This is a genomic window from Pseudomonas sp. dw_612, assembly GCF_018449725.1.
Lineage (GTDB): Bacteria > Pseudomonadota > Gammaproteobacteria > Pseudomonadales > Pseudomonadaceae > Aquipseudomonas.
Map to the genome: position 1 here is coordinate 1 of NZ_JAAVVC010000016.1, position 25366 is coordinate 25366.

The following is a 25366-nucleotide window of genomic DNA, read 5'->3' on the forward strand; positions in this document are numbered from 1 at the left end:
ATTGCCTGCGAAATAAGTTGCGTGACTGATAACCTGTTGCAGAACCGGCCTGTGCTTTTCCAGTCTTACGTACAGGCCCTAACCCGCAGTGAGGAAAAGCATGAAGTCGCGCATCTGGCGTTTGGCCGGTGTTGGTTTGCTGTGTGTAAGTGTCACTGCGCAATCGCTGGCCGATGAGCCGCAGAACCGGGGGCCCGAAGGTGTACCGCACGGGCGTGATCATGAGCGAAATGATCAGGGCCATGGTGGTAACAACCAGCCGCGCCCACAAAACAACCCTCAACAGAACAATCAGCCGCGGCCGCAGAACAATCCGCAGCAGAATCAACCGCGCCCGCAGAACAACGAAATCATTCGTGGCGAGAACAGCCGTCAGTTCGAGCACAACGGCCAGAATGGCCAAAATGGTCAATGGCAGAATCGCCAACATGATGCCAACACTCAGGTTCGACCTGCGCCGCCACCGCCGCAGTTACCGGCTAACAGCCTGCCGATCCAGGGCCGACCCGACACCGTGCGCCAGACCCAGCAGCCTCGGTACGGTAACTATCAGGACATACCGCGACGCAACGATAACAACCAGCACTGGCAGGGCAACAATCAAGGCCCGCGTCCCGATGATCATCGCTGGGAAGGTCGCCCGAATGGCCACGGCAATGGCTGGGGCCCCGGCCCACAGTACCGTCCGGGCCAAATGGTCGATCGCTTCCCGGACCGCAACTTCCGCGTGCCGTACCGTGGCCAGGATTACTTCTACTCCGGCGGCTACTGGTATCGCCCGCAAGGTCCGCGCTACGTAGTGGTTCAGCCACCACGCGGGATCCGCGTGCACTACATGCCTGATTACGCCCGGGAAGTGTGGATCGGCGGTGCGCTGCTGTTCCTCGCCGCCGGCTCGTATTACGCCTACGAAGAAAGCACTCAGGATTATGTAGTGGTCGAGCCGCCAGTCGGTGCTCCGCAACCGCAACCGACCAGCAACGGCATTGACGTGACGGCGTATCCGGCCAACGGCCAGTCTCCGCAGCAAGTTGCCCAGGACGGTTACGAGTGCTCGCAATACGCGGTGCAGCAGAGCGGCTTCAATCCGCAAACCGCGACGTACCAGCCAGATCCGTCAGTCGTGCAAGCCTACCGCCAGGCCCAGGGCAACTGCCTGAGCAGCCGCGGATATCAGGTGGAATAACGGCAGCTGCAAGCTGCAAGCTGCAAGCTTCAAGCGGTAAGCCTGAAGCTTGGAGCTTGGAGCTTGGAGCTTAAAGCTTGCCGCTTGCAGCTGCTTTCATCGGGTCGGCGTGCACCAGCACTTCGGCTCGTGGGTAAGCGGCGTGAATCGCATCGGCGGCCTGATCGCTGATGCCGTGGGCGACTGACAGCGTCAACTCCCCCGGCAATTCCAGGTGCAATTGCACAAACCAGTGATTGCCGGAAATCCGCGTGCGCAAATCATGCGCGCCCAATACGCCCGGCACGCCGCAGGCCAGTTCCAGCATGTGCTGGCTCACGTCCGGTGGCAGCTCTTCATCCATCAGCACCGCAAAACTTTCCCGGGCGATCTGCACCGCGCTCCAGAGGATGTACGCCGCAATCCCCAAGCCGAACCAGGCGTCCAGCGAATGCCAGCCGAACCCGGCGAGTACCAGCGCAATCAGAATGCTGCCGTTGAGCATCAGGTCGGAACGGTAATGCAAGGAGTCGGCACGCACAGCGTTGGAGCCGGTGGCCTTGATGACCCGATGTTGCAGCATCAGCAGCGCCACGGTCAGCGCGAGGGAAAACAGGATCACCCCGATGCTGATCCATGGCGCCCCCACCGGTTCCGGATGCTTCAACCGATCAAACGCCTGAAAGGCAATCAGCACCGCACTGCCACCAATGAACAGCGCCTGGGCCATGCCCGACAGCGATTCGGCCTTGCCGTGCCCATAACGATGGTCGTCATCGGCCGGGCGCAAGGCGTAATGCACCGCCAACAGATTGAGCAGCGAGGTGATGCCGTCGAGGGCCGAGTCGGTCAACCCGGCGAGCATGCTCACCGAACCGCTGAGCCACCAGGCGATGGCTTTGGCAATGATCAACGTGCACGCCACCGCCACGGAGGCGCGGGTCGCCAGCCGCAGCAGGCGAGCGTGTTTGAGGCTGGTGGTCATAGGTGCGGCAGTTCCTTTAAGGGCACGGATTTACGCGGCAGGTTGCAGGCCGAACATGGCCAGTTGCTGAGTGCTGCCCTTGTGCTGGATCAGGCGTGGGTCATCCAGCGGGAAGCTGCGGCCCAGTTCGGTTTCCAGAATAGTCTGCAACTTGCGGTTATCGACCTGACCGTCCGGGCCGATCGCTTCCTTGAGTTTTTCGGGTGCGACCTGGGCGGTCTTGCCCGGTTCGAAATAAATCGCGCCGGTGGCAAAGTCGACGGCAAACGCAATCAGGCCGGGAACGATGTAGAACAGCAGACCCACGGCATCGAGCACTGCAATCGCCGGGTCAATCTTGCCGTCGATCTGGCCGCGACGGTCAGGGTAGAAAATCGAACCGCAGGCGGTCACCTGGGTCAGCAAGGTGGCGACGAGAACACCGCCAATCAGGCGAAAGGGAACACGCATGGGAAATCTCCTGGGTCATTTGAAAACGAATGGGCGTCTATATGAATTAGGACTGTGATTAACGCCAGACAGTTCGCCGTTATACTCGCGCCTCTGTTTGGGAGCCAGCATGATTTCTTTGCCGATTGATGAAGTTTTACCCGCCCTGCGTGAAGCCTTGGCGACACGTCACGAAGCCGTGCTCGAAGCACCGCCCGGCGCCGGTAAAACCACCCGTGTGCCGTTGGCCTTGCTCCACGAGCCGTGGCTGGCCGGGCAGACGATTCTGATGCTCGAGCCCCGTCGCCTGGCGGCGCGGGCGGCGGCGGAGCGTTTGGCCAGTGAGCTGGGCGAAAAGGTCGGGGAAACCGTCGGCTATCGGATTCGTCTCGACAGCAAAGTCGGCCCCAACACCCGGATCGAAGTGGTCACCGAAGGCATTCTCACCCGGCGCTTGCAGGATGATCCGGCGCTGGATGGCGTGGGGTTGTTGATCTTTGACGAGTTTCACGAACGCAGCCTCGACGCGGATCTGGCGCTGGCCCTGAGCCTCAATGGCCGGGAACTGTTTCGCGAAGACCAATCGCTGAAAATCCTGTTGATGTCGGCCACCCTGGAAGGCGAGCGCCTGGCCGGCTTGCTCGATGACGCGCCGATCCTGCGCAGCGAAGGGCGCATGTACCCGGTGGCCATGCGCTGGGGCCGGCCGTTCCAGTCCGGTGAATTCATCGAGCCGCGTCTGGTGCAAACCATCCTCGAAGCCTTGAACGATGAAACCGGCAGCGTGCTGGTGTTCCTGCCGGGGCAGGCGGAAATCCGGCGGGTGCATCAACAATTGGCGGATGCCTTGGGCGAGAGCACGCAGGTTTTGCTTTGTCCGCTGCACGGTGAATTGGATCTGGCCGCGCAGCGCGCCGCGATCGACCCGGCGCCTGTCGGTAAACGCAAAGTGGTGCTGGCCACCAACATCGCCGAGACCAGCCTGACCATCGATGGTGTGCGCGTGGTGATCGACGCCGGGTTGGCGCGGGTGCCGCGTTTCGACCCGGGCAGCGGCATGACGCGCCTGGACACCCAGCGCATCTCCCGCGCCAGCGCCACGCAGCGCGCAGGCCGGGCTGGGCGCTTGGAGCCGGGCGTGTGTTATCGCCTGTGGTCGCAGGATCAGCACGAACAACTGGCGGCGTATGCCAGTGCGGAAATTCTTTCGGCTGATCTCGCCGGGCTGGCGTTGCAACTCGGTCGCTGGGGCGTTACGCCAGGCCAATTGGTGTGGCTCGACGTACCGCCCGCCGCGGCTTATGCGCAGGCTCAGGATTTGCTCGATCGCCTCGGTGCACTGGACGGCGATGCGCTGACTCGTCACGGCCAGGCCATGGCCGAACTGCCGGCGCATCCACGCATTGCGCATTTGCTGCTGCGCGGTCAGGCATTGGGGCTGGCGGACATGGCCTGCAACGTCGCGGCACTGCTGGGCGAACGGGATATTTTGCGCGGTGCCGGGGCCGATCTGCACACTCGATTGGTCCTGTTGTCCGGCGAAGAGCGCGCTGCTCGCGGCGCCCAAGGCGGTGTGCAACGAGCCCGGCAACTGGCGCGGCAGTATCGCGGCTACTTGCGCGGTAACGCCGCGGAGCCGGTCAGCGATCCCGATCATCCACGCTGGCTCGGTGCGCTGCTGGCGCTGGCTTATCCGGATCGGGTCGCGCAACAGCGCCGGGCTGGTGGCGCGGAATATCGTCTGGCCAACGGTCGGGCGGCGTTGTTTGCCGAGGCCGACAGTTTGATGAAACAACCCTGGCTGGTGATCGCCGATCTCGGCAGTCGTCAGGGCCAGCGCGAAGAACGGATTTATCTGGCGGCGGATTTCGATCCGGCGCTGTTCGATTCGGTATTGGCCGAGCAAGTGCGCTGCGTCGATCAACTGGATTGGGACGAGCGCGAAGGCGTGCTGCGGGCCGAGCGACAGCGCAAGGTCGGTGAGTTGATCCTCAGCCGCGAGCCCTTGACCGGGCTCGACGAAACGGCGCGCAGCCAGGCGTTGGTCAATCTGGTACGGCGTAAAGGTTTGGAGTTGTTGCCATGGACCCCGGAGCTGCGTCAGTGGCAAGCGCGGGTGGCGTTGTTGCGGCAGCTGGACCTGGGCAGTAAAGGTGAGAGTGAATGGCCGGATGTCAGCGACGCCGCGCTGGTCAAAAGCCTCGAACATTGGCTGTTGCCGTACCTGGGCAAAGTATCGCGGCTCAGTCACTTCGCCAATCTGGACCTGTCGAGCATCGTGCATAACCTGCTGCCGTGGCCATTGCCGCAACGTCTCGATGAACTGGCGCCGCATCATTTGAGCGTGCCGTCCGGCTCATCGATTCGGCTGGACTACAGCGAGCAACCGCCGATTCTGGCGGTGCGTTTGCAGGAACTGTTCGGTCTGGCCGAAACCCCGCGCATCGCTGGCGGCCGGCAAGTGGTCAAGTTGCACCTGCTGTCCCCGGCGCGGCGACCGGTGCAGGTGACTCAGGATCTGGCGAACTTCTGGCGCAGCACCTATGCCGAGGTGAAGAAGGATTTGAAAGGGCGGTATCCGAAGCATTACTGGCCGGATGATCCGTTGGTGGCTGAGGCGACGGCGCGGATCAAGCCGCGTAAATAGTCAGGTCAATCGGCGGTGCGGCATTCGCGAGCAAGCCCGCTCCCACAAGGCATCTCCAGTCGACACAGATTTTGTGTGCGACGCAGATCCCTTGTGGGAGCGGGCTTGCTCGCGAAGCTTTTGATATTGACCTACGGCGCAGCCGGCAACAAAAACCGTGCAATCACCGGCAAGTGATCGGAAATCCGCAACGTATCGTCCTGCCGCACTGTCGCTTCAACACGCTTGATCCGCGGGCTGTAAAACAGGTAATCCACCGTCCGGTCCGGGCCGTTCAGGCCGGGATCGTTCGGGTAATGGGTCAGCCACTGTGCCCGATCGGCACCGCTGGCTTCGTTATTGGTGGGGATCATCGGGTATTTGTCCCACAGCACATGCAGGGCGCTGTCGGCGGAGTAGGGCGTACGTTGCTCGGTGGGCAGGCGTCGGTATTGGCCCAGGGGCAAGAGATTGAAGTCACCGCCGATCAACCACGGTGTGCCGCGACTCTCGTATCGGTCGAGCACCTTGGCCACCGCCGTCACTTGGGTTTGCAGGGTGTCATAGGGCTGGATGACACGGTCCAGATGCGTGTTGAGTACCGCGACCTGCCCGCCATCGCTCAACGGTAGATAGGTCACCAGCAAGGCGTTTTTCGGTTTGAACTGACGGCTGATGAGATTGGCGGGCGCCACCGGCAATTGCAGGCGCTCGGCATGTTCGATCTGGTAGCGGCTCAGGGTCGCCAGTTGCCGGCCGACGCTGCCGAAGATGTGCGGCTCAGGGACGAAATTGGCCTTCCAGTCGAAGGCGTGGGCGCTGCAGGGATAAAGGTCGGCGACCCGTTCCTGCAACAGCTTGAACTGATCCTGATAATCGCTGGCCTTGGCGCCGTTATCGAGCTCTTGCAGCAGCACGATGTCCGGATCCTCGTCGCGAATCACCCGTGCCACTTCATCAAGGCTGAACGCCATGTCTTCGAGGGTGGGTTTTTCGTCGTCGCCCTGGGCCAGGTCGTTCCAGAACACGTAGCGTTTACCCGCCAGGTACTGAACGTTCCACGTCATCACCTTCAAGGCTTGACCGGGCACCAGGGTAGGCGCCTTGGCGTTGCAACTGACCGGCAACACTTCCTTGGCTTCAGGCCGCCAGGTGGCGCTGTAGATCAACAGGCCCGCCAGGCCGAGGATAATCAGCAGGCCCAGCAGGGTGTAGCGCAGTAGACGGGTCATTGGCTCGGCTTAATAGCGTTACAAAGATGACCCCGAGCATACCCGAGAGCGGCGTCCGCGCCCAAGGGTAGAGCGGTCAGACGGGTCTATCGGTTTTGTCAGGCACTTCGCCAATCAGCATAAACAGGCGGAACAGCACCACGCTGGTGAACAGTTGCAGGAAACTGTGGGCGCTGTCGATCAGCAAGCCGAGCACCGGATTCTGTGGCTCCGGGTAGATCTCCAGGCTGGCACCCTTGAGCAACCACAGCGGCGCCATCACCGCCAGAATGCACACCAGAATGCGCAGGAAATGGCCGCGAGTCAGGCGCAGGCTTTCCTTCATCGCCGCCAGCGGCGCCATGCCGCGCAGCACCAGCAGGTATTCGGCGAAGGCCAGGGCCACCATCAGCCAGATGCCCGGCAGGAAATACAGCGACAGGCCAAGCAGGATCAACAAGGTGTTGAGCGCGGTGAGCAGGGCGAAACGTGGCCACAAGGTGGCCGACGTAGCCAGCAAGTCGCGGATGCGCGGCGATTCGCCACGACTGCGGGCATCGAGAAACAGAATCAGCGCCGCGGTGTACAGCGGATAGACCAGCAAACCGACGATCACGCTGTAACCGGGGAACCCGTCCGGGCCGGCGGTGTTGTCCACCACTTGTTGCAAGAACGCTTCGAAAATCACCAGCGGCAAGCACAGTTGCACGATCTGGCGCAGATTGCGCTTGAAGAAATACAAGGAGTCACGCAGCACATCGAACGGATTCATCAGTCGGTATCGCAGGTTAAAAGCAGTTCCACACTTTAACCGATGAAGCGCTGGAGGGCGCAAACGTAAACGTTAGGTAAAGGCCATTGAAACATCCTGTTGCAGCCCCATTACTGTCGGGCACCTTATCCACAGTGGATGAGGGTGACGATATTCCCGGCAATCTACGAGGTCGCCATGAACAGCGAAGAACAAACCCTGATCGATGGACTGTTTTCCCGGTTGCAACAGGCCGAAACGGATTCAGCCCCGCGTGACGCCCAGGCCGAGGCGCGGATCAAGGAGCACCTGACTCGCCAGCCCGCCGCGGGCTATTTCATGACCCAGGCGATTCTGGTGCAAGAGGCTGCGATCAAAAGCCTCGACGAACAGAACAAGCAACAGGCGCAGCAGATCCAGCAATTGCAGGCTGAATTGCAGCAGGCCAAGGCGGCTCCGGCGCCGAGCAGTGGTGGTTTCCTGTCGAGCATCTTTGGTGGCGGTTCCCGCGATCAACAGCCAACTCAGAGCCCTCCACCCGCGACCGGTGGCTGGCGTGAACCGGCCCGGCCGTCGTTCAACTCGCAACCGCCACAGCAAAACTTCGGTGCACCGCAACAGAACTACGGCGCCCCGCAGCAAAACTACGCGCCGCAACAGCAGGCCCCGGTCGGTAGCGGCTTCCTCGGTGGCGCTTTGAAAACGGCGGCTGGCGTGGCCGGTGGTGTGATGCTGGCGCAAGGCATCAGCAGCCTGTTCCACAGCAATCAGCAACCGCAGGAAATCGTCGAAGTCATCAAGGAAGAGCCGGCGCAGGTCAACGATCACAGCGGCAACGACTGGAATAATGACCAGCATGTGGCCGGCAACGATTCCAACGACCAAGGCAATTTCACCGACGCCGACTACAGCGATGACAGCTCGTCATTCTTCGGCGGCGATGACGACGATTCCTTTATCTGACCCACCACTCGTCCGGGGCGCGCAATCGCCCCGGGCCGATTATTCGCGGAACAATCCTTCAGGCTGGCATACTGGGCGACTTTTCGGGCCTAGTGCCGGATTCAAAGCCTGCGCCTGTGCGCCAAGAGGGAAGCGATGAAGAAAATCGCAGTGTTCGCCGACGTTCAAAACCTCTATTACACCGTGCGTCAGGCCTATGGTTGCCACTTCAACTATGCCGCGTTGTGGGCTGATATCAGCAAACAGGGCGAGATTGTCGAGGCCTATGCCTACGCCATCGATCGCGGTGACAGCAAACAGCAGCAGTTCCAGCAGATCCTGCGCAACCTCGGCTTCATCGTGAAGCTCAAGCCCTACATCCAGCGCAGCGACGGCTCGGCCAAGGGCGACTGGGACGTGGGCATCACCCTCGACATCATGGACGCCGCCGACCACGTCGACGAAGTGGTGCTGGCCTCCGGCGACGGTGATTTCGACATGCTGCTGGAGCGCATCATCAGCAAACACGGCGTGCAAGCCGTGGCCTACGGCGTGCCGGGCCTGACCGCGAATTCGCTGATCCGCGCCGCCAGCCGCTACGTGCCGATCGAAGGCGCGCTGCTGCTCAAGAATTGATTTTTACGGAGTAGAAACAGGTTTGGAACGCATAGCCGTCATCGACTTTGAAACCACCGGGATCTCCCCGAGCAGCAGCTGCCGGGCCACGGAAATTGCCGTGGTGATCCTCGAACAGGGGCGCATCGTCGAGCGTTACCAGAGCCTGATGAACGCCGGCGTGCGCGTGTCGGCCTTCATCGAACAACTCACCGGCATCAGCAACGCCATGCTGCGTACCGCGCCGTCGGCCGAGCAGGTGATGAACGAAGTGAATGAGTTCGTCGGCATCACGCCGTTGCTGGCGCACAACGCGGCGTTCGACCAGAAGTTCTGGGATTTTGAACTGGGGCGGATCAAGCGTACGCGGTTGCAGAGTTTTGCCTGTTCGCTGTTATTGGCCCGTCGGTTGATGCCGGCGGCGCCGAATCACAAGCTCGGGACCCTCACCACGTTCGCCAGTTTGCCCAATACCGGCAAGGCTCACCGAGCGATGGCCGATGCGGAGATGGCAGCGAACCTGACGACGCATTTGGCTGAGCAACTGCGCCAGCAGCATGGGTTGCGGGAGTTGTCCCATGATCTGCTCGTTAGCCTGCAGAAGGTGCCGGCGGCGAAGATCAACGAACATCTGAAGCGCCATCGCGGGTTCTGACTGATACCCCCTATCTCCCGAACATCCCCGAACCTCTGTAGGAGCTGCCGAGTGAAACGAGGCTGCGATCTTTTGATCTTGCTTTTAAAAGATCAAGATCAAAAGATCGCAGCCTCGTTTCACTCGACAGCTCCTACGCTCCTACGCAATGTCGATCTGTTTAAAGGTGTCTCCGATTCGATGATCGGTCCTACCGAATAATAGGGAATGTCTGTCTTGCCCCTCTTCTGGGGCATCGATAACCTTTTGAGCGTCGCTGCCAATGCGGTGACCGGGACTGCAAGCCCGAATCTTTGGAGGCACACTTGGTTCGGAGATTCGCCCATGATCAAAGCTAATCCCAATATCCCTAATAACAGTGCTGGCTCAGATCAGTCTGCAATAGCGCAATCAGCTTCGAGAGAAGCTCACTTCGTCCCCCAAACATTCATCCGTCACCACATCCAACTAAAAGCACTTTTACTGCACGCAGAAGCCTGGTTTTGCGCTCGCGATATCGGCCGTCTAATGGGCGTGGATATCAACGGCCGGTACGCCCTCAAGCTCGACGCCGATCAACGCCGGATGATGTGTTTGTCTGGAAGCGACGACCCTCAGGAAACATTGATGCTGAGTGAGTCCGGCGTGTACGCGATGTTGGTCTATCACTACTGCCCGGAGAACCGGAATCTGCGGTGTTGGCTGACCCATCATGTGGTGCCGATGCTGCGGGACGGTGGCGGAGCTGGTTCGAATCAAGCGCCCAGTTTGCGGTTAATGGAATGGGCGGGGGGCACGTTAAGCCTGCTGCATTGGCGAACGGAACCATGGGTTCGTCTGAAAGACATGCCGTGTTTGCTGGGCGCCGGATATAGCGGCGTTCGCGGATTCTGACGACACCACTGGACCCCTGTAGGAGCTGTCGAGTGAAACGAGGCTGCGATCTTTTGATCTTGTTTTTATGGGCAAAGTCAAAAGATCGCAGCCTCGTTTCACTCGACAGCTCCTACGGGATCGCTATTTGCCATTTCCTTCCAACTGCCCCAACGGCACGCGCTTTTCTATCGCGCTCGACAACACAATCGACGTCTTGCTGAACCCGAACTTGGCCACGCGATTGATCAACGCTTCCAGCTCCGGCATCGAGCCCACCGCCGCTTGCATGATCACGCAGGGATCACCGGTCACTCGATGGCACTCGGTCAGTTGCGGGATTTTGATCAGGTCGTCGTAGGTTTTCTGGTTGCCGTGCTGGTTCAGGCGCAGTTCGATCACGCACTGGATAGGCAGGCCGATTTTCGACATGTCGACTTTGGCCTGGTAACCGGTAATCACCCCGGATGCCTCGAGTTTGGCCACGCGCTCGGCCACGGCCGGGGCGGAGAGGTTCACTTTGCGCGCCAGTTCGGCGTAGGACGCGCGACCGTTTTCCAACAGGGCGCTGAGGAGCATGCGGTCGTACTTGTCCATCGTAAATTCCTGAAAATGATATGACTTTCGAAAGCACGGTTTATCCCACTGATCTCCGTGTTTTGAAAAGTGTACCGGCGCTATAAACAGGTTTTGTAACTTATTTTTACTGTCTGGCCTTTCTAGAATATCCGATCTCCTTATCCTGCCTGTCGAGCTGCCCAATGCCTGGCTTACGTCGCTTTCCCTTACCGTTGATCGCCGCTTTTTTCGCGTTGTACGTGATTTGGGGCTCGACGTATCTGGTCATTCGCATCGGCGTGCAGTACTGGCCACCGTTGATGCTCGGCGGCATTCGCTTTGTGATTGCCGGGACGCTGATGTACGCGTTCCTGCGCTGGCGCGGGTCGCCGGCACCGACCTGGGCGCAGTGGAAAGCGGCAGGGATCATCGGGATTTTGCTGCTCAGTTTCGGTAACGGCGCGGTGAGTGTGGCCGAACACACGGGCGTGGCGTCCGGCGTTGCCGCGTTGGCGGTGGCGACGGTGCCGTTGTTTACCTTGCTCTGTGGATATTTCTGGGGCGCGCGTAATACCCGTCTCGAATGGGCCGGGATTGTGCTTGGGCTGATCGGCATCGCCATGCTCAACCTCGGCTCCAACCTGCAATCGAGCCCATTGGGCGCGGCGCTGTTGGTGTTCGCCGCCGCGACCTGGGCCTTTGGCTCGGTGTGGAGCAAACACTTGCCGCTGCCCCAGGGCGCGATGGCCAGTGCCGTGGAAATGCTGGTGGGCGGCGTGGTGTTGCTGATCGGCAGTACGGTCAGCGGTGAACACCTGGACAGTGTGCCGCCAATTGAAGGCTGGTTCGCGTTGGCTTACCTGATCGGCTTCGGTTCGATCATTGCCTTCAACGCCTACATGTACCTGTTGAAAAACGTGCGTCCGGCGGCGGCCACCAGTTATGCCTACGTCAATCCGGCGGTGGCGGTGTTGCTGGGGATCGTGTTTGTCGGCGAGAGCATCGGTATCGAGGAAGCGATCGCCATGGCGGTGATCATCAGTGCCGTGGTGTTGATCGGGTTGCCGCAGTGGCGTCGTGGTCCGGCGCGACCCGTGGTGGTGGCGCCGACAGAATCCCGTGTGAATTAGGGTAAACTGCGCGCCATTGCACACTCGTTTTGCACAACCGCTCCGCATTTTCCTACGGTAATCCCATGACTTTCGCCTCCCTTGGCCTGATCGAACCTTTGCTGCGCTCTCTTGAGACGCTCGGCTACCAGACGCCTACGCCAGTCCAGGCGCAAGCCATTCCGGCGGTGCTGGCCGGTCGCGACCTGATGGCTGCGGCCCAGACCGGCACCGGCAAAACTGCCGGTTTCGCGCTGCCGCTGCTGCAGTTGCTGGCCATGGAAGGGCCGAAAGTGGCCTCCAACTCGGTACGCGCGCTGATCCTGGTGCCGACCCGCGAACTGGCCGAACAGGTTCACGAAGCCGTGCGTCAGTACGCCGAGAACCTGCCGCTCAGCACTTACGCGGTGTACGGTGGTGTCAGCATCAACCCGCAGATGATGAAGTTGCGCAAAGGTGTTGATGTACTGGTGGCCACGCCCGGGCGTTTGCTCGACCTGTATCGTCAGAAGGCCCTCAAGTTCAACCAACTGCAAACCCTGATCCTCGACGAAGCCGATCGCATGCTCGACCTGGGCTTTTCCGAAGAGCTGGGGAATATTTATCGCGTGTTGCCGAAGCAGCGTCAGACGCTGCTGTTCTCCGCGACCTTCTCCGACGCGATTCGCCTGCTGGCCGGGCAAATGCTCAACGATCCGCTGAGCATCGAAGTCAGCCCGCGCAACGTGGCGGCCAACACCGTCAAGCAATGGGTTGTGGTGGTGGACAAGAAGCGCAAGCCGGAACTGTTCATTCATTTGCTGCGCAAGGGCAAATGGAAGCAGGTGCTGGTGTTCGCCAAGACCCGCAACGGCGTGGACGCGCTGGTGGAAAAACTCCAGGGCCTGGGCATCAATGCCGACGGCATCCACGGCGACAAACCTCAGGCGACCCGTCAGCGGGCGCTGGATCGGTTCAAAGCCAGTGAGATTCAGATTCTGGTCGCCACTGACGTCGCGGCCCGTGGTCTGGACATCGAAGACCTGCCATTGGTGGTCAACTTCGACCTGCCGATCGTGGCCGAGGACTACATCCACCGCATCGGCCGTACCGGTCGTGCGGGCGCTACCGGGGAGGCGATTTCCCTGGTCTGCGCCGATGAAGTGAATCAGCTGTCAGCCATCGAGATGTTGACCCGCCAGACGTTGACCCGCCAGACCGAGCAGGATTTCGAGCCTGAGCACCGGGTGCCGGATACCGATTCCAGTGGTCAGGTGGTGAAGAAGCCGAAAAAACCGAAGAAGCCAAAGGCCTCCGGCAGCAAGCGCAATTTGGGTAAATGGGTTGAGAGCGGGGATGCTTCGGCGGTGGAGCCTTCGATCAAGCCTGTGCGCAAAGTGCCGGTGTTTAACACTGGGCCGCGTAAGAAAAAGCCTTGATAGTGTGATCGGCTTTAGATCGACCCCTCACCCTAGCCCTCTCCCCAAGGGGGCGAGGGGACTGACCGAGGTGTTCTTGGAGCTGCATCGACCTGAAAGTCCTGAGTCGAACTCAGGCTTGAAAGCAATGAAGATCGGCTCCCTTTCCCCGCTGGAGTGAGGGGACTGACCGAGGTGTTCTTGGAGCTGCATCGACCTGAAAGTCCTGAGTCGAACTCAGGCTTGAAAACAATGAGATCGGCTCCCTTTCCCCGCTGGAGCGAGGGAACTGACCAAGTTGTTCTTAGAGTTACATCGACCTGAAAGTCCTGAGTTGAACTCAGGTTTTGAAAAGCCCCCGATTGGCTCCCTTTCCCCCTCTCCCCATTGGGGAGAGGGCTGGGGTGAGGGGCTGGATTTCGAAAGCGCTAAAAGTACTTCAGCCAAACGAATCAAGCCCCTCGCTTCAACCACTCCATCATCCCGAACCCCGCCGCCCGCCCGCTCGCAAAACACCCGGTCAGCAAATACCCCCCCGTCGGCGCTTCCCAATCCAGCATTTCCCCCGCGCAGAACACGCCAGGCAGTTGCTTGAGCATCAAACGCTCATCCATCGACTCAAACTTCACCCCTCCCGCACTGCTGATGGCTTCGTCCAGAGGACGGGTTTTCACCAGCGTCAGTGGCAACGCCTTGATCGCTTTGGCCAGCAAGGCCGGATCGGCATAGGCATCGGCAGCCGTCAGTTCGCGTAGCAGCGCCGCTTTTACCCCGTCGAGCCCGAGCTGGCTGTGCAAGTGTTTGGACATCGAGCGTGAACCGCGCGGTTTGCGCAACGCCGCTTCAACTTTATCCACAGGCCGGCCCGGCAACAGATCGATATGGATCGTCGCCGAACCCTGCTGGTTGATCGCGTCGCGAATCGGCGCCGACAACGCGTAGATCAAACTGCCTTCAATCCCGGTGGCGGTGATCACACATTCTCCGAGACGCGGAATGTCGTCATTCAACCCAATGGCGATATTTTTCAGCGGCGCACCGGCGAATTTACTGACCATCAATTCGCTCCAGGCCTGCACCTCGAAGCCGCAATTACTCGGTTGCAACGGCGCGAGTCCTACGCCGCGTTGTTCCAGAGGCAACATCCACGCGCCGTCCGAGCCCAGGCGCGACCAACTGCCGCCGCCGAGGGCGAGCAGGGTGGCGTCGGGTTTAACGATGATTTCGCTGGCGGGACTGTCGATACGCAAATCACCGTGTTCATTCCAACCGAGCCAACGATGGCGGGTGTGGATAACTACGCCGGCATCGCGCAGGCGTTTGAGCCAGGCGCGGAGCAGGGGCGCGGCCTTCATGTCTGTAGGAAAAACCCGGCCGGAGCTGCCGACAAAGGTTTCGATGCCCAGGTCGTGAATCCACTGACACAGCGCATCGGCACCGAAGGCTCGCAGCAGCGGGGCCATATGCGGCGCGCGTTCGGCATAGCGCGAAAGGAACGCCGGGTAGGCTTCGGAGTGGGTGATGTTCATGCCGCCGACGCCGGCCAGCAGGAATTTTCGTCCCACGGACGGCATGCCGTCGTAGAGATCGACTTTGATCCCGGCCTGGCTCAGTACCTCAGCGGCCATCAGGCCGGCGGGGCCGCCGCCAATGATGGCGACTTGAAAGGGCAGGGCGGCGGATTGGGTCATGGCGAGAGCTGCGGCGTGGCTGGATAAGCCGCGCATTCTATCAGTACACATTCCCTGTGGGAGCGGGCTTGCTCGCGAAGGGGCCGTGTCAGTCGACATCATTGTTGCCTGACACGACGCTTTCGCGAGCAAGCCCCCTCCCACAGTGGATCACAGGTGTTCATAAAGTAGTGGTCAAAAAACAATCAGTACTCTGCAAGCTACAGACAGCATGGGCTGTAGGCGCTTTCACTCAGGTTATCCACAGGCAGTTCCACAGGCATTGTGGGTAAAGATTCATACTTCAATGACAACCTGATGACTGCCATACCCGGTGTGCGCTGTGATGGAGGATGCCGTGACGACGGGCCAGGGCCTGGCGGTCCTTGCTGTAGCCGCCGCCGATCACTCCGACTACCGGGATGTCACGGCCCAGGCAGTGGCGCATCACGCGTTCATCCCGGGCGGCGACGCCTTCATCTGTCAGCTTTAGATAACCTAACGCGTCATCCTTATGCACATCGACCCCGGCGTCATACAGCACCAGGTCCGGTTGGTAGAGCGGCAGCAAATAGTTGAGCGCGTCGTCCACTACCTGCAAATAATCCGTGTCGCCCATGCCCTTGGGTAAAGGAATGTCCCAGTCACTTTCGGCTTTGCGTGCAGGAAAATTCTTTTCGCAGTGCAGGGAAACGGTGATCGCGTCCGGGGTGTTGTGCAGGATGCGTGCAGTCCCGTCGCCCTGGTGCACGTCGCAATCGAAGATCAGTACCCGATTCACCCGACCGCTTTCCAGCAGGTAATGGCTGATCACGGCCAGGTCATTGAAGATGCAGAACCCGGCTGGGTAATCGTAGTGGGCGTGGTGCGTGCCGCCCGCGAGGTGACAGGCCAGTCCATGTTCCAGCGCCTGCTCGGCCGCCAGCAAAGAACCGCCGACCGCCCGCACCGTGCGCCGGGCCAGGGCTTCGTTCCACGGCAGGCCGAGGCGCCGCTGGTCTTCGCGGGACAACTCGCCGCTCATATAGCGTTCGATATACGCAGGGTCATGTGCGAGGGCGAGAATCTCAGCCGGGCACAGTTCCGGGCGCAGCAGGTCGGCGTCCCGGACCAGGCCGCTGTCCACCAGGTGATCGCGCAGCAGGCGGAATTTGTCCATGGGGAAGCGGTGCTCCGCCGGGAATTCGGGGCTGTAGTCTTCGTGGTAGATCAGCGGCAGTGACATGATGAAGTCATACAAGAATGAAGGAACGATCCTACCAGCGATGTAGACTCGCGGCATGGACTTGGAGGGCACGATGGAGCCGATACTCGAACTCGAAAGCGCGCGATTGCTATTGCGGCAGTGGCGCGATGAGGATTTGCCGGCGTTTGCGGCGATGTGTGCCGATCCGCAGGTGATGCGTTATTTTCCCGAGCCCTTGAGTCGATTGGAAAGTGCTTCGCTGATCGGGCGGATTCGCGGGCATTTTGCCGAGCACGGTTTCGGTCTATGGGCATTGGAGCGCAAGGACAGCGGTGCCTTTATCGGGTTTACCGGTTTGGGTGTGGTCGGTTTCGACGCACCCTTCACGCCGGCCACGGAAATCGGCTGGCGCCTGGCCCGGGAGCACTGGGGTCTGGGCTACGCCAGTGAAGCCGCGTGGACCGCGCTGCGCTGCGGCTTTGACCGGTTGTCGTTGAAAGAGGTGGTGTCGTTCACCACCGAAAGCAACACGCCGTCGCAGAAAGTCATGCAAGCCATCGGCATGCAGCATGATTCAGCCGATGACTTCGAGCACCCGAAGCTCGCGCCTGACCATCCGCTGCGTCACCATGTCCTGTACCGCATCACCCGTGAACAATGGCTGCAAACCTTGCATGGATAAGCAGGCACGGACGTTTACAATGGTCGCCATTGGCCAGTGCCATTAACTGAATCGACCGCCGCAGCCAAGACTGCGCGGCATTGCTTTGTGTGAGGAGAGCCTGAATGAGCCAAGTATTGGAAGATCTGGTAGACCTGCTGACGCTGGAGCCGATTGAAGAAAACCTGTTCCGCGGCCGCAGCCAGGACTTGGGTTTCCGTCAGTTGTTCGGCGGCCAGGTGCTCGGCCAGTCCCTGTCGGCGGCCAGTCAGACCGTCGAAGAGACGCGGCATGTGCACTCGATGCACGGTTATTTCCTGCGCCCGGGCGATGCCAAGTTGCCGGTGGTGTACCAGGTCGATCGGGTGCGTGACGGCGGCAGTTTCAGCACCCGTCGGGTGACGGCGATTCAGAAGGGCAATCCGATTTTCACGTGCAGCGCGTCCTTCCAGTACGACGAAGAAGGCTTCCAGCACCAGACCGAAATGCCACAAGTGGTCGGCCCGGAAAACCTGCCGTCGGAGCTGGAGCTCGCCCAGCAACGCGCACATTTGATTCCGGAACACATGCGCGAAAAACTGCTGTGCCCGAAACCGATCGAATTCCGCCCGGTGACCGAAAAAGATCCCTACAACCCGCAAGCGTCTGACCCGATCAAGTACGTGTGGTTTCGCGCCGACGGTGCCTTGGCCGACTCGCCGGCGCTGCACAAATACCTGCTGGCCTACGCCTCGGACTTCGGCCTGCTGACCACCTCGTTGCTGCCCCACGGCAAATCGGTGTGGCAGAAAGACATGCAGGTCGCCAGCCTCGATCACGCGTTGTGGTTCCATTCGGACCTGCGCGCCGATGACTGGTTGCTCTATGCGATGGACAGTCCGTGGGCCGGCAACTCCCGTGGTTTCTCCCGTGGCAGCGTGTTTAACCGCGCCGGGCAACTGGTGGCTTCGGTCACTCAGGAAGGCCTGATTCGCCATCGCAAGGATTGGGCATGACCCTGGCCGAAGTGCAGCACTGGGTGTTCGACATGGACGGCACCCTGACGGTGGCGGTGCATGACTTCGCGGCGATTCGCGTGGCGCTGGCGATCCCGGCCGAAGACGACATCCTGACCCACCTCGCGGCATTACCGGCCGAAGAAGCGGCGGTCAAACATGCTTGGTTGCTGGAGCATGAGCGGGACCTGGCGTTGGGCTCGAAGCCGGCGCCCGGCGCGGTGGAACTGGTGCGTGAATTGGCCGGGCGCGGTTATCGCCTCGGCATCCTGACCCGCAATGCGCGGGAATTGGCCCACGTGACGCTGGAGGCCATCGGCCTCGCCGATTGCTTTGCGGTGGAGGATGTTCTGGGCCGTGACGAAGCACCGCCCAAGCCGCATCCCGGTGGTTTGCTGAAATTGGCCGAAGCGTGGAATGTGCCGGCGAGCGAGATGGTGATGGTCGGGGATTACCGCTTTGATCTGGATTGCGGCCGAGCGGCAGGGGCGCGGACGGTGTTGGTGAATCTGCCGGACAACCCGTGGCCGGAGTTGGCGGATTGGCATGCGGTTGATTGCGTAGAACTGCGGCGGATGCTTTCGGCTTGAGTGATTTGTTGTCTGTCTAGACGCCTTCGCGAGCAAGCCCGCTCCCACAGGGGAATGCATTCCAAATGTGGGAGCGGGCTTGCTCGCGAAGAGGCCTTGGCAGGCAATACAAAACTCACTGACTGAACAGAACCTTCTGCCCCTCCGGCGACGTAAACATCCCATCCCCGTTATGCCCAACCCCGGGCACTTCGATCAGGCGCTGGTTAACCCCTTGTGGATTACGCCGCAGCAGATAATCAAAAAAGTTGTGTCCGCGAGCCAGGCGATAAGCCCCTTGGGCCTCCGCTTCGCAACCCTTGTCCAGCGCCGGGTGCTGCGGGTCGGTGTCCTGCTGGCCGAGCAGATAAGTCACGTCACGCTTGATGTAGATGCTTTCAATCTGCGGAGCCGTTTGCCCACCGGCATAGATGGGCAGGTCGGTCAGGCCATACTTCCAGCGATTGAAACCCGTGCACCGCGCATGATCGAACGCCACCGGCCGCTGCTCATTGAAGTAGGCGTAGGACGAGGGGTTGGCCACCACGTAGCGGATTTTCACCCCGGCCGCCGTAAGCGCCGGTTGGTCGTGGGCCAGCAATGCATAGCGCTGCACCACTTGGCCGCCACCGGAATGACCGGCGATGACTATTTGCTTCACGTCCGGAAATTGCCGGCGGTCGCTGAGCCTGTCGATGATTTGGTCGAGGGCGGCGAACGAGCTCAGAGCAAACGGCGCGGTGGATAACCCGCCGGCCATCCAGTCATTGCCCTTCCAGCGCAACACGCTGTCAGCCACGGGATTGCGCGTGACGTCGGTCTCATTGAGAAACTGCGGGGCGATCACCAGCGTGGTCGCGCTTTGCCCGGCCGCTTCAGCCGCTTTTTCGGCGCTGCGACGGTAGGTCTCGGCGTTACGCAATCGACCATGGATGATGATCAACACCCGTTCGATTTTCGCCGGCGCCGGGCCCATGCCCACCGCCATCTCACCTTCTTTCAACAACAGGCGCCCGGGGCTGATCTCTTTGACCCCGTGCTCGTCAGCCTGGGCACTTGCGCAGGCGATCAACAAAACCAATAACCATCTATGCATTTACAAATTTTTCGCCGCAAAGGTATCGCACTGGCCGACCTGGCCCTGGGCGAAACCGGTTTTGAACCAGCGCACCCTTTGCGCTGACGTTCCATGGGTGAAGGAGTCGGGTACGACGCGGCCCTGACCTTGCTGTTGCAAGCGGTCGTCGCCAATTGCATTGGCGGCGTTCAGGGCTTCCTCGATGTCACCGGGTTCCAGCCAGTTCAAGCGCTTCTGCGCATTGTTGGCCCAGACCCCGGCCAGGCAATCGGCCTGCAGTTCCTGACGCACCAGTAAACCACCATCGCCTTCCATTTGCCGACCTTGCTGGCGAGCGGTCTGAATTTTCGCTGAAACACCGAGCAACGTCTGAACATGGTGTCCGACTTCGTGAGCGATCACGTAGGCCTGGGCGAAGTCGCCCGCCGCGGAAAAGCGTTGCGACATCTCTTGGAAAAACGCCATGTCCAGATACACCTTCTGGTCGGCCGGGCAGTAGAACGGCCCGGTCGCCGAAGTGGCCAGGCCGCACGCCGAGTTCACCCGGTTGCTGAACAGCACCAGGGTCGGGTTCCTATATTGCTTGCCGGCCTGCTGGAAAATCTGGCCCCAGGTGTCCTCGGTATCACCGAGGATCGAGCGCACGAACTCGGCCTGTTCATCATTGGCCGGTGGCGCCTTGCGGGTCTGGTTGGTGGCCGGTGCCGATTGCTCGGTCATTTGCCCGGTCAGTTGTCCGAGGATTTGCATCGGGTCCTGGCCGGTGATCCAGCCAATCCCGACAATCAACAGGATGGCGGTCAGGCTCAAACCCTTGCCGCCCCCGAAACGCATTCCGCCGCCGCCACCGCCGCCATCATCACCCCGGGCATCGACCACGTTGTCGCTGCGTCGGCCTTTTTTCCATAGCATGTGGGAATCCTCTTTATTTACTGGGTGAAGACGCGTGGTGATGAGTGTTGCTGCTGGGTAGGCGTGGCGCCAGTCCGGTCGTCCATATTTCGACGTGGCCGGGAAAACGATCGCGTTGTATTGAGCGTGAATCGCCCGGCAAATTCCGTCAGCCACCGGGTTTTTGTCGAAGAAACGGAAGCCGGGCGCTGTCCGCACACTTTTTTCGTTCGCCTGTGTAAGAATCTGGAACCAGGTTCTAACGTGTTGGAATTAAAATTCCAAAGGATTGCCATGACCCTCAGCACCCCACTCTCCGGTGTAAACAAACCCTTCAAAGGGATTTTGCTGATCGTCGCCGCGACGTTCCTGTTTTCCAGCCATGACGCGCTGTCCAAATACCTCTCCGGTTTTTACCCGATCATCATGGTGGTCTGGGCGCGATATCTGGTTCACACCTTGTTGATGGCCGGGATCTTTCTGCCGCAATCCGGGTTACGCGTCCTACGCACCAAACGACCTTTGCTGCAATTGGCCCGGGCGTTGTGCCTGTTGGGTACCAGCCTGTTTTTCACCACCGGCCTGTTGTACATCCCCTTGGCGGAAGCCACGGCGGTCAACTTCCTCGCGCCGGTGTTGGTCACCGCGCTGTCGGTGCCGCTGCTCAAGGAACACGTCACCCGTGGCCAATGGATCGCGGTGATTTGCGGGTTTGTCGGCGTGTTGATCATCGTCCACCCCGGCGGTGAACTGTTCACCCCTGCGGTGTTGCTACCGTTCTGCTCGGCGATGTTTTTCTGCTTCTATCAGTTGCTCACCCGCAAGCTCAGCCAGATCGACAGCCCGACCACCAGCAACTTCTTCGCCGGGTTGTGCAACACCCTGGTGATGAGCGCGCTGGTGCCGTTCTTCTGGCAGGTGCCAACGTTGGGTCATGGGTTGTTGATGCTGGCATTGGGGTGTTGCGGGATGACCGCGCATTTGTTTCTGACCCAGGCCTTCCGCTACGCGGCCCCGGCGTTGCTGGCGCCGTTTGGGTATTGTCAGATTGTGTTTGCCGGTCTGCTCGGCTGGCTGCTGTTTTCCCACACGCCGACCCTGACGACGGTGGTCGGGATCGCGGTGATTTGTTGCAGCGGGTTGGCGGCGGCGTGGCAGCAGAGCCGCCGCTGAAAACCTTGCAATGAACCTCATGTGGGAGCGGGCTTGCTCGCGAAGGCGTCGTGTCAGCCACCATCATCGTGTCTGACGCACCGCTTTCGCGAGCAAGCCCGCTCCCACAGGGGACATCCCACAAGGGGATAGAGGTGTGTTTTAGTCAGCGATCGTAGGAATCTTGCGCGGTGCCATGAAGTACATCCAGATCAGCGCGATGAAGTACATCGCCGGGATCATGGTGAACAGCACGGTGTAGTTGTTGTTGGTCACCGTCAGAATGTGCCCGACCAACTGCGTCATGAACATCCCGCCAATCGCGGCGCACATCCCACCGAAACCAAACACCGTGCTCATCATGTGTTTAGGCGTGTAGTCCATCACCAGGCTCCAGATGTTCGCGGTCCAGGCCTGGTGCGCGCCGATGGCCAGGGAAATCGCCGCCACTGCGACCCACAGGTTGCTCGATCCGGCCGCCATGATCACGCCGATGATGCAGCAGGCGAACAGGAACATGGACATCAGCCGCGCCTTGATCGGGTTGATCCCGCGACCGATCAGGAACGAGGACAGGATCCCGCCGCCGACACTGCCGAAGTCCGCCGTCAGGTAAATGATGATCAGCGGAATGCCCATTTGGGTCACGTTGATGCCCAGGTTGTATTGCTGATTGAGGAACGGTGGCAGCCAGTAAAGGTAGAACCAGAACACCGGCGCGGTCATCGAGTAGGCGAGGGCGAAGGCCCAGGTGCCGCGCATGCGCAGGATGGTGGAGAACGACACGCGGGATTGTTCCGGCTCGACTTCCTTCTGGATGTAGTCCAGTTCCGATTGTTTGACGCTCGGGTGCTCTTCCGGGTTGAAATACTTCAGGCCCCAGAACAGCAACCAGATCCCGCCCAGTGCCGACATGCACAGGAACGCTGCCTGCCAGCCCCACGCGTGGAGGATCAGCGGCAACAGCATTGGCGTGAACATCGCGCCAACGTTGGTCCCGGCATTGAAAATGCCGGTGGCCACGGCGCGTTCGCCGGCCGGAAACCACAACCGCGTGGTTTTCACACAGGCCGGGTAGTTCGCGGCTTCGGTCAAACCGAGAATGAACCTACAGACCATGAAGCCTGCGGCCGACGTGGCCAAGCCATGGGCGCCGGTGGCCAGGCTCCACAGCAGCACCGCGCAGAAGAACACGCGCTTGACGCCGACCCGGTCGATCAGCCGACCTTGCAGCACAAAGCCGATGGCGTAGCCGACCTGAAACCAGAAGTTGATGTTGGCGTAGTCCATCGCCGTCCAGCTCATTTCCTTGGCCAGGATCGGCTGCATGACGCCGAGTGCGGCGCGGTCGATGTAGTTCAGGGTGGTGGCGAAAAACACCAGCGCCAGCATGCCCCAACGGGTTTTGCCGACGGCCATGGCGCCACGGATCTTGTCGCCGATGCCGATGCCGCTGCGGGCAGGAGTCATGGAGGAATGCTCCATGGGAGAGCTTTGAGAAGGAGTCATGTAGGCCACCCGATTATTTTTATGTGGTGTTCTAGGTCTTTTGTAACCGAACCACGGTTTTCATGACCGGGCTCAATGTGCAGTGGATGTTGGGCAGTGGACAAAAAATCGTCAATTCGCCAAGGGCCATTGTGTTCGATAATCGCACATAAAACTAACTGCCTGGTACACTTTGAATTGCTGTGTGGGAGCTTGGAGCCAATAATTTACCCCAAGAAAACGCGATCCCTGTAGGCGCTGTGTAGGAGGCGTGTTGGAGCCGTGTAGGAGCTGTCGAGTGAAACGAGGCTGCGATCTTTTGATCTTAAAAAATCAAAGTCAAAAGATCGCAGCCTCGTTTCACTCGACAGCTCCTACAGTCCACCAGTCCTCCGTCCTACAAAGGGATGTGCAATCACCGGGAGTCGAGATATGCAGCGTTCCATTGCCACCGTTTCCTTGAGCGGTACCCTGCCGGAAAAACTCGAAGCCATCGCCGCCGCCGGGTTCGACGGGGTGGAGATTTTCGAGAATGACCTGCTGTATTACGACGGCAGCCCCCGAGAAATTAAACAGATGTGCGCCGATCTCGGGATTGCCATCACGCTGTTTCAACCCTTCCGCGATTTCGAAGGCTGCCGCCGCGATCGTCTGCCGCGCAATCTGGAGCGAGCCGAGCGTAAGTTCGATTTGATGCAGGAATTGGGCACCGACCTGGTGCTGGTGTGCAGCAATGCGTCGGCCGATTCAATCGGCGATGAGCAAATCCTGGTCGATGATTTGCGTCTGCTGGCGGAGCGGGCCGGCATTCGCGGTTTGCGCATCGGCTACGAAGCACTGGCATGGGGCCGGCATGTGAACACGTATCAACAGGTGTGGAACATCGTGCGCCAAGCAGATCACCCGAGTCTGGGCGTGCTGCTCGACAGCTTTCATACGCTGTCGCTCAAGGGCGACCCGAGCGCCATCGCCGAGATTCCCGGCGACAAAATCTTCTTCGTGCAAATGGCCGACGCACCGATCCTGGCCATGGATGTGCTGGAGTGGAGTCGGCATTTCCGCTGCTTTCCGGGCCAGGGTGAATTCGATCTGGCGGGTTTCCTCGCCCCGATCATCAAGAGTGGCTACACCGGGCCGCTGTCGCTGGAGATCTTCAACGACGGCTTTCGCGCCGCGCCGCCACGGGCCAATGCCGCCGACGGTTTGCGCTCGTTGCTGTACCTGGAGGAGAAAACCCGCCAGCGTCTGGCGCAGGAAGCCAAGCCAGTGGCCAACGTCGACATCCTGTTCGAAACCCCCAGGGCCAGCGAGTACAACGGCATTGAGTTTCTCGAATTCGCGGTGGATGAAAGCCTCGGCGCCAAGCTCTCGCATTGGCTGGAGCGCCTGGGTTTCGTCAAGGCCGGGCAGCATCGTTCCAAGAGCGTCAGCCTGCTGCGCCAGGGTGATATCAACCTGATCCTCAACTCTGAACCGTACTCTTTCGCCCACAGCTTTTTCGAGGCCCACGGCCCGTCGCTGTGCGCCACCGCCGTGCGGGTCAACGACAGTGCCAGCGCTCTCGCACGCGCCGTGGCCTACAAGGGCCAGCCTTATCGCGGACTGGTCGGCCCGAATGAACTGGAGCTGGCGGCGGTCCGCGCGCCGGACGGCAGCCTGATTTACCTGGTGGATCAGCACGCCGATGTCTACGGTACTGATTTCAATCTGCAACCGGTGGCCTCCGCCACTGGAGGCCTCAAGCGCATTGACCACATGGCCATGGCGCTGCCGGCGGACAGCCTCGACAGTTGGGTGCTGTTCTATAAAAGCCTGCTGGATTTCGAGGCGGACGACGAAGTGGTGCTACCCGATCCCTACGGCCTGGTGAAGAGCCGCGCACTGCGCAGTCGCGACAGTTCGATCCGCTTGCCGCTGAACATTTCCGAGAACCGCAACACCGCGATCTCACACGCACTGTCGAGTTATCGCGGCTCCGGGGTGCATCACATCGCCTTCGATTGCGACGATATTTTCGCCGAAGTCAGCCGAGCGAAAGAGGCGGGCGTGCCGCTGCTGGATATCCCGCTCAACTACTACGATGACCTCGCCGCGCGGTTTGATTTCGATGATGAGTTCCTCAGCGAACTGGCGTATTTCAACGTGCTCTACGACCGCGATGCCCAGGGCGGCGAGTTGTTTCACGTTTATACCGAGCCGTTCGAAGGGCGATTTTTCTTTGAAATCATCCAGCGCAAAAACGGGTACGCCGGTTACGGTGCGGCCAATGTCGCGGTGCGTCTGGCGGCCATGGCCAAGTCCCGAAGTGGTGCCGTACGTCAGGCAAAGTTGTAGGAAAATCGTAAACATGGGGTTAAACGGCGGCCGCGCGACTTCCTTCA

23 protein-coding genes are annotated in these 25366 nt (G+C 60.3%); 13 read left to right on the forward strand and 10 right to left on the reverse strand.

What is annotated here, in order from left to right:
* Nucleotides 1–100: 100 nt before the first annotated feature.
* On the forward strand, nt 101–1186 hold the full coding sequence (locus HB680_RS21950) for a DUF6515 family protein (protein WP_213940604.1): 1086 nt from the start codon (nt 101–103) through the stop codon (nt 1184–1186).
* Nucleotides 1187–1256: 70 nt separating this feature from the next.
* Here the strand turns inward: HB680_RS21950 and HB680_RS21955 are convergent, their stop codons facing one another.
* Entirely contained in the window at nt 1257–2150 is an 894-nt protein-coding gene (locus HB680_RS21955; protein ID WP_213940605.1) for a cation diffusion facilitator family transporter, read from the reverse strand.
* A 30-nt stretch (nt 2151–2180) separates the two neighbouring features.
* The gene (locus tag HB680_RS21960; RefSeq protein WP_213940606.1) at nt 2181–2600 is read right to left on the reverse strand and encodes a polyribonucleotide nucleotidyltransferase; all 420 of its coding nucleotides are present in this window, start codon (nt 2598–2600) and stop codon (nt 2181–2183) included.
* A gap of 109 nt (nt 2601–2709) precedes the next feature.
* Between HB680_RS21960 and hrpB the strand changes: the two genes are divergently transcribed.
* A complete protein-coding gene (gene hrpB / locus HB680_RS21965; RefSeq protein ID WP_213940607.1) occupies nt 2710–5226 on the forward strand; it encodes an ATP-dependent helicase HrpB in 2517 nt (838 codons plus the stop codon).
* Between the two features lie 131 nt (nt 5227–5357).
* Here the strand turns inward: hrpB and HB680_RS21970 are convergent, their stop codons facing one another.
* Both HB680_RS21970 and HB680_RS21975 read right to left on the reverse strand, forming a co-directional pair.
* Nucleotides 5358–6437 (reverse strand): endonuclease/exonuclease/phosphatase family protein, encoded by a 1080-nt coding sequence (locus HB680_RS21970; RefSeq protein WP_213940608.1) that lies wholly within the window; start codon nt 6435–6437, stop codon nt 5358–5360.
* A 76-nt stretch (nt 6438–6513) separates the two neighbouring features.
* Nucleotides 6514–7188: a YciC family protein gene (locus HB680_RS21975; RefSeq protein ID WP_213940609.1), complete on the reverse strand. Its 675-nt coding sequence runs from the start codon at nt 7186–7188 to the stop codon at nt 6514–6516.
* Between the two features lie 177 nt (nt 7189–7365).
* On the opposite strand from HB680_RS21975, the gene HB680_RS21980 reads away from it, so the two are divergent.
* The 4 genes from HB680_RS21980 (at nt 7366) to HB680_RS21995 (ending at nt 10252) form a co-directional block, all read left to right on the forward strand.
* Nucleotides 7366–8130 carry a DUF2076 domain-containing protein gene (locus tag HB680_RS21980; protein WP_213940610.1) on the forward strand — a complete coding sequence of 255 codons (765 nt, stop codon included), beginning with the start codon at nt 7366–7368 and terminating at the stop codon, nt 8128–8130.
* Nucleotides 8131–8265: 135 nt separating this feature from the next.
* Complete coding sequence (locus HB680_RS21985) at nt 8266–8745, forward strand: NYN domain-containing protein (protein WP_054052625.1); 480 nt, start codon at nt 8266–8268, stop codon at nt 8743–8745.
* Between the two features lie 22 nt (nt 8746–8767).
* Complete coding sequence (locus HB680_RS21990; protein WP_213940611.1) at nt 8768–9379, forward strand: 3'-5' exonuclease; 612 nt, start codon at nt 8768–8770, stop codon at nt 9377–9379.
* A 324-nt stretch (nt 9380–9703) separates the two neighbouring features.
* A complete protein-coding gene (locus HB680_RS21995; protein ID WP_213940612.1) occupies nt 9704–10252 on the forward strand; it encodes a Bro-N domain-containing protein in 549 nt (182 codons plus the stop codon).
* Nucleotides 10253–10375: 123 nt separating this feature from the next.
* Here the strand turns inward: HB680_RS21995 and HB680_RS22000 are convergent, their stop codons facing one another.
* Nucleotides 10376–10828 carry an Lrp/AsnC family transcriptional regulator gene (locus HB680_RS22000; RefSeq protein ID WP_213940613.1) on the reverse strand — a complete coding sequence of 151 codons (453 nt, stop codon included), beginning with the start codon at nt 10826–10828 and terminating at the stop codon, nt 10376–10378.
* 164 nt (nt 10829–10992) lie between these two features.
* Here HB680_RS22000 and yedA point away from each other — a divergent pair, with 164 nt between their 5' ends.
* The gene (yedA, locus tag HB680_RS22005; RefSeq protein ID WP_213940614.1) at nt 10993–11919 is read left to right on the forward strand and encodes a drug/metabolite exporter YedA; all 927 of its coding nucleotides are present in this window, start codon (nt 10993–10995) and stop codon (nt 11917–11919) included.
* Between the two features lie 65 nt (nt 11920–11984).
* Nucleotides 11985–13316, forward strand: a complete 1332-nt coding sequence (locus HB680_RS22010) for a DEAD/DEAH box helicase (RefSeq protein WP_213940615.1) — start codon at nt 11985–11987, stop codon at nt 13314–13316.
* A gap of 431 nt (nt 13317–13747) precedes the next feature.
* Here HB680_RS22010 and HB680_RS22015 read toward each other — a convergent pair whose 3' ends face one another.
* Together HB680_RS22015 and HB680_RS22020 are read right to left on the reverse strand one after the other, a co-directional pair.
* Nucleotides 13748–14986 (reverse strand): TIGR03862 family flavoprotein, encoded by a 1239-nt coding sequence (locus HB680_RS22015; RefSeq protein WP_213940616.1) that lies wholly within the window; start codon nt 14984–14986, stop codon nt 13748–13750.
* 283 nt (nt 14987–15269) lie between these two features.
* Complete coding sequence (locus tag HB680_RS22020) at nt 15270–16190, reverse strand: histone deacetylase (protein WP_213940617.1); 921 nt, start codon at nt 16188–16190, stop codon at nt 15270–15272.
* Nucleotides 16191–16263: 73 nt separating this feature from the next.
* On the opposite strand from HB680_RS22020, the gene HB680_RS22025 reads away from it, so the two are divergent.
* The 3 genes from HB680_RS22025 to HB680_RS22035 all read left to right on the forward strand — a co-directional run bounded on the left by HB680_RS22025 (nt 16264) and on the right by HB680_RS22035 (nt 18397).
* Entirely contained in the window at nt 16264–16833 is a 570-nt protein-coding gene (locus tag HB680_RS22025; RefSeq protein WP_213940618.1) for a GNAT family N-acetyltransferase, read from the forward strand.
* A gap of 104 nt (nt 16834–16937) precedes the next feature.
* Nucleotides 16938–17807 carry an acyl-CoA thioesterase II gene (gene tesB, locus HB680_RS22030; RefSeq protein WP_123404765.1) on the forward strand — a complete coding sequence of 290 codons (870 nt, stop codon included), beginning with the start codon at nt 16938–16940 and terminating at the stop codon, nt 17805–17807.
* Nucleotides 17804–18397 carry an HAD family hydrolase gene (locus HB680_RS22035; RefSeq protein ID WP_213940619.1) on the forward strand — a complete coding sequence of 198 codons (594 nt, stop codon included), beginning with the start codon at nt 17804–17806 and terminating at the stop codon, nt 18395–18397. The genes tesB and HB680_RS22035 overlap by 4 nt, the downstream gene beginning before the upstream one ends.
* A 115-nt stretch (nt 18398–18512) precedes the next feature.
* Here the strand turns inward: HB680_RS22035 and HB680_RS22040 are convergent, their stop codons facing one another.
* Both HB680_RS22040 and HB680_RS22045 read right to left on the reverse strand, forming a co-directional pair.
* Nucleotides 18513–19472 (reverse strand): alpha/beta hydrolase, encoded by a 960-nt coding sequence (locus tag HB680_RS22040; protein WP_213940620.1) that lies wholly within the window; start codon nt 19470–19472, stop codon nt 18513–18515.
* The gene (locus tag HB680_RS22045; protein ID WP_213940621.1) at nt 19473–20366 is read right to left on the reverse strand and encodes a neutral zinc metallopeptidase; all 894 of its coding nucleotides are present in this window, start codon (nt 20364–20366) and stop codon (nt 19473–19475) included. It abuts the gene before it with no gap.
* Nucleotides 20367–20639: 273 nt separating this feature from the next.
* Between HB680_RS22045 and HB680_RS22050 the strand changes: the two genes are divergently transcribed.
* The gene (locus HB680_RS22050; RefSeq protein WP_213940622.1) at nt 20640–21518 is read left to right on the forward strand and encodes a DMT family transporter; all 879 of its coding nucleotides are present in this window, start codon (nt 20640–20642) and stop codon (nt 21516–21518) included.
* A gap of 141 nt (nt 21519–21659) precedes the next feature.
* Here the strand turns inward: HB680_RS22050 and HB680_RS22055 are convergent, their stop codons facing one another.
* Nucleotides 21660–22982, reverse strand: a complete 1323-nt coding sequence (locus HB680_RS22055) for an MFS transporter (protein WP_256735605.1) — start codon at nt 22980–22982, stop codon at nt 21660–21662.
* A 435-nt stretch (nt 22983–23417) separates the two neighbouring features.
* Between HB680_RS22055 and quiC the strand changes: the two genes are divergently transcribed.
* Nucleotides 23418–25319: a 3-dehydroshikimate dehydratase QuiC gene (gene quiC / locus HB680_RS22060; RefSeq protein WP_213940624.1), complete on the forward strand. Its 1902-nt coding sequence runs from the start codon at nt 23418–23420 to the stop codon at nt 25317–25319.
* Nucleotides 25320–25366 lie beyond the last annotated feature (47 nt).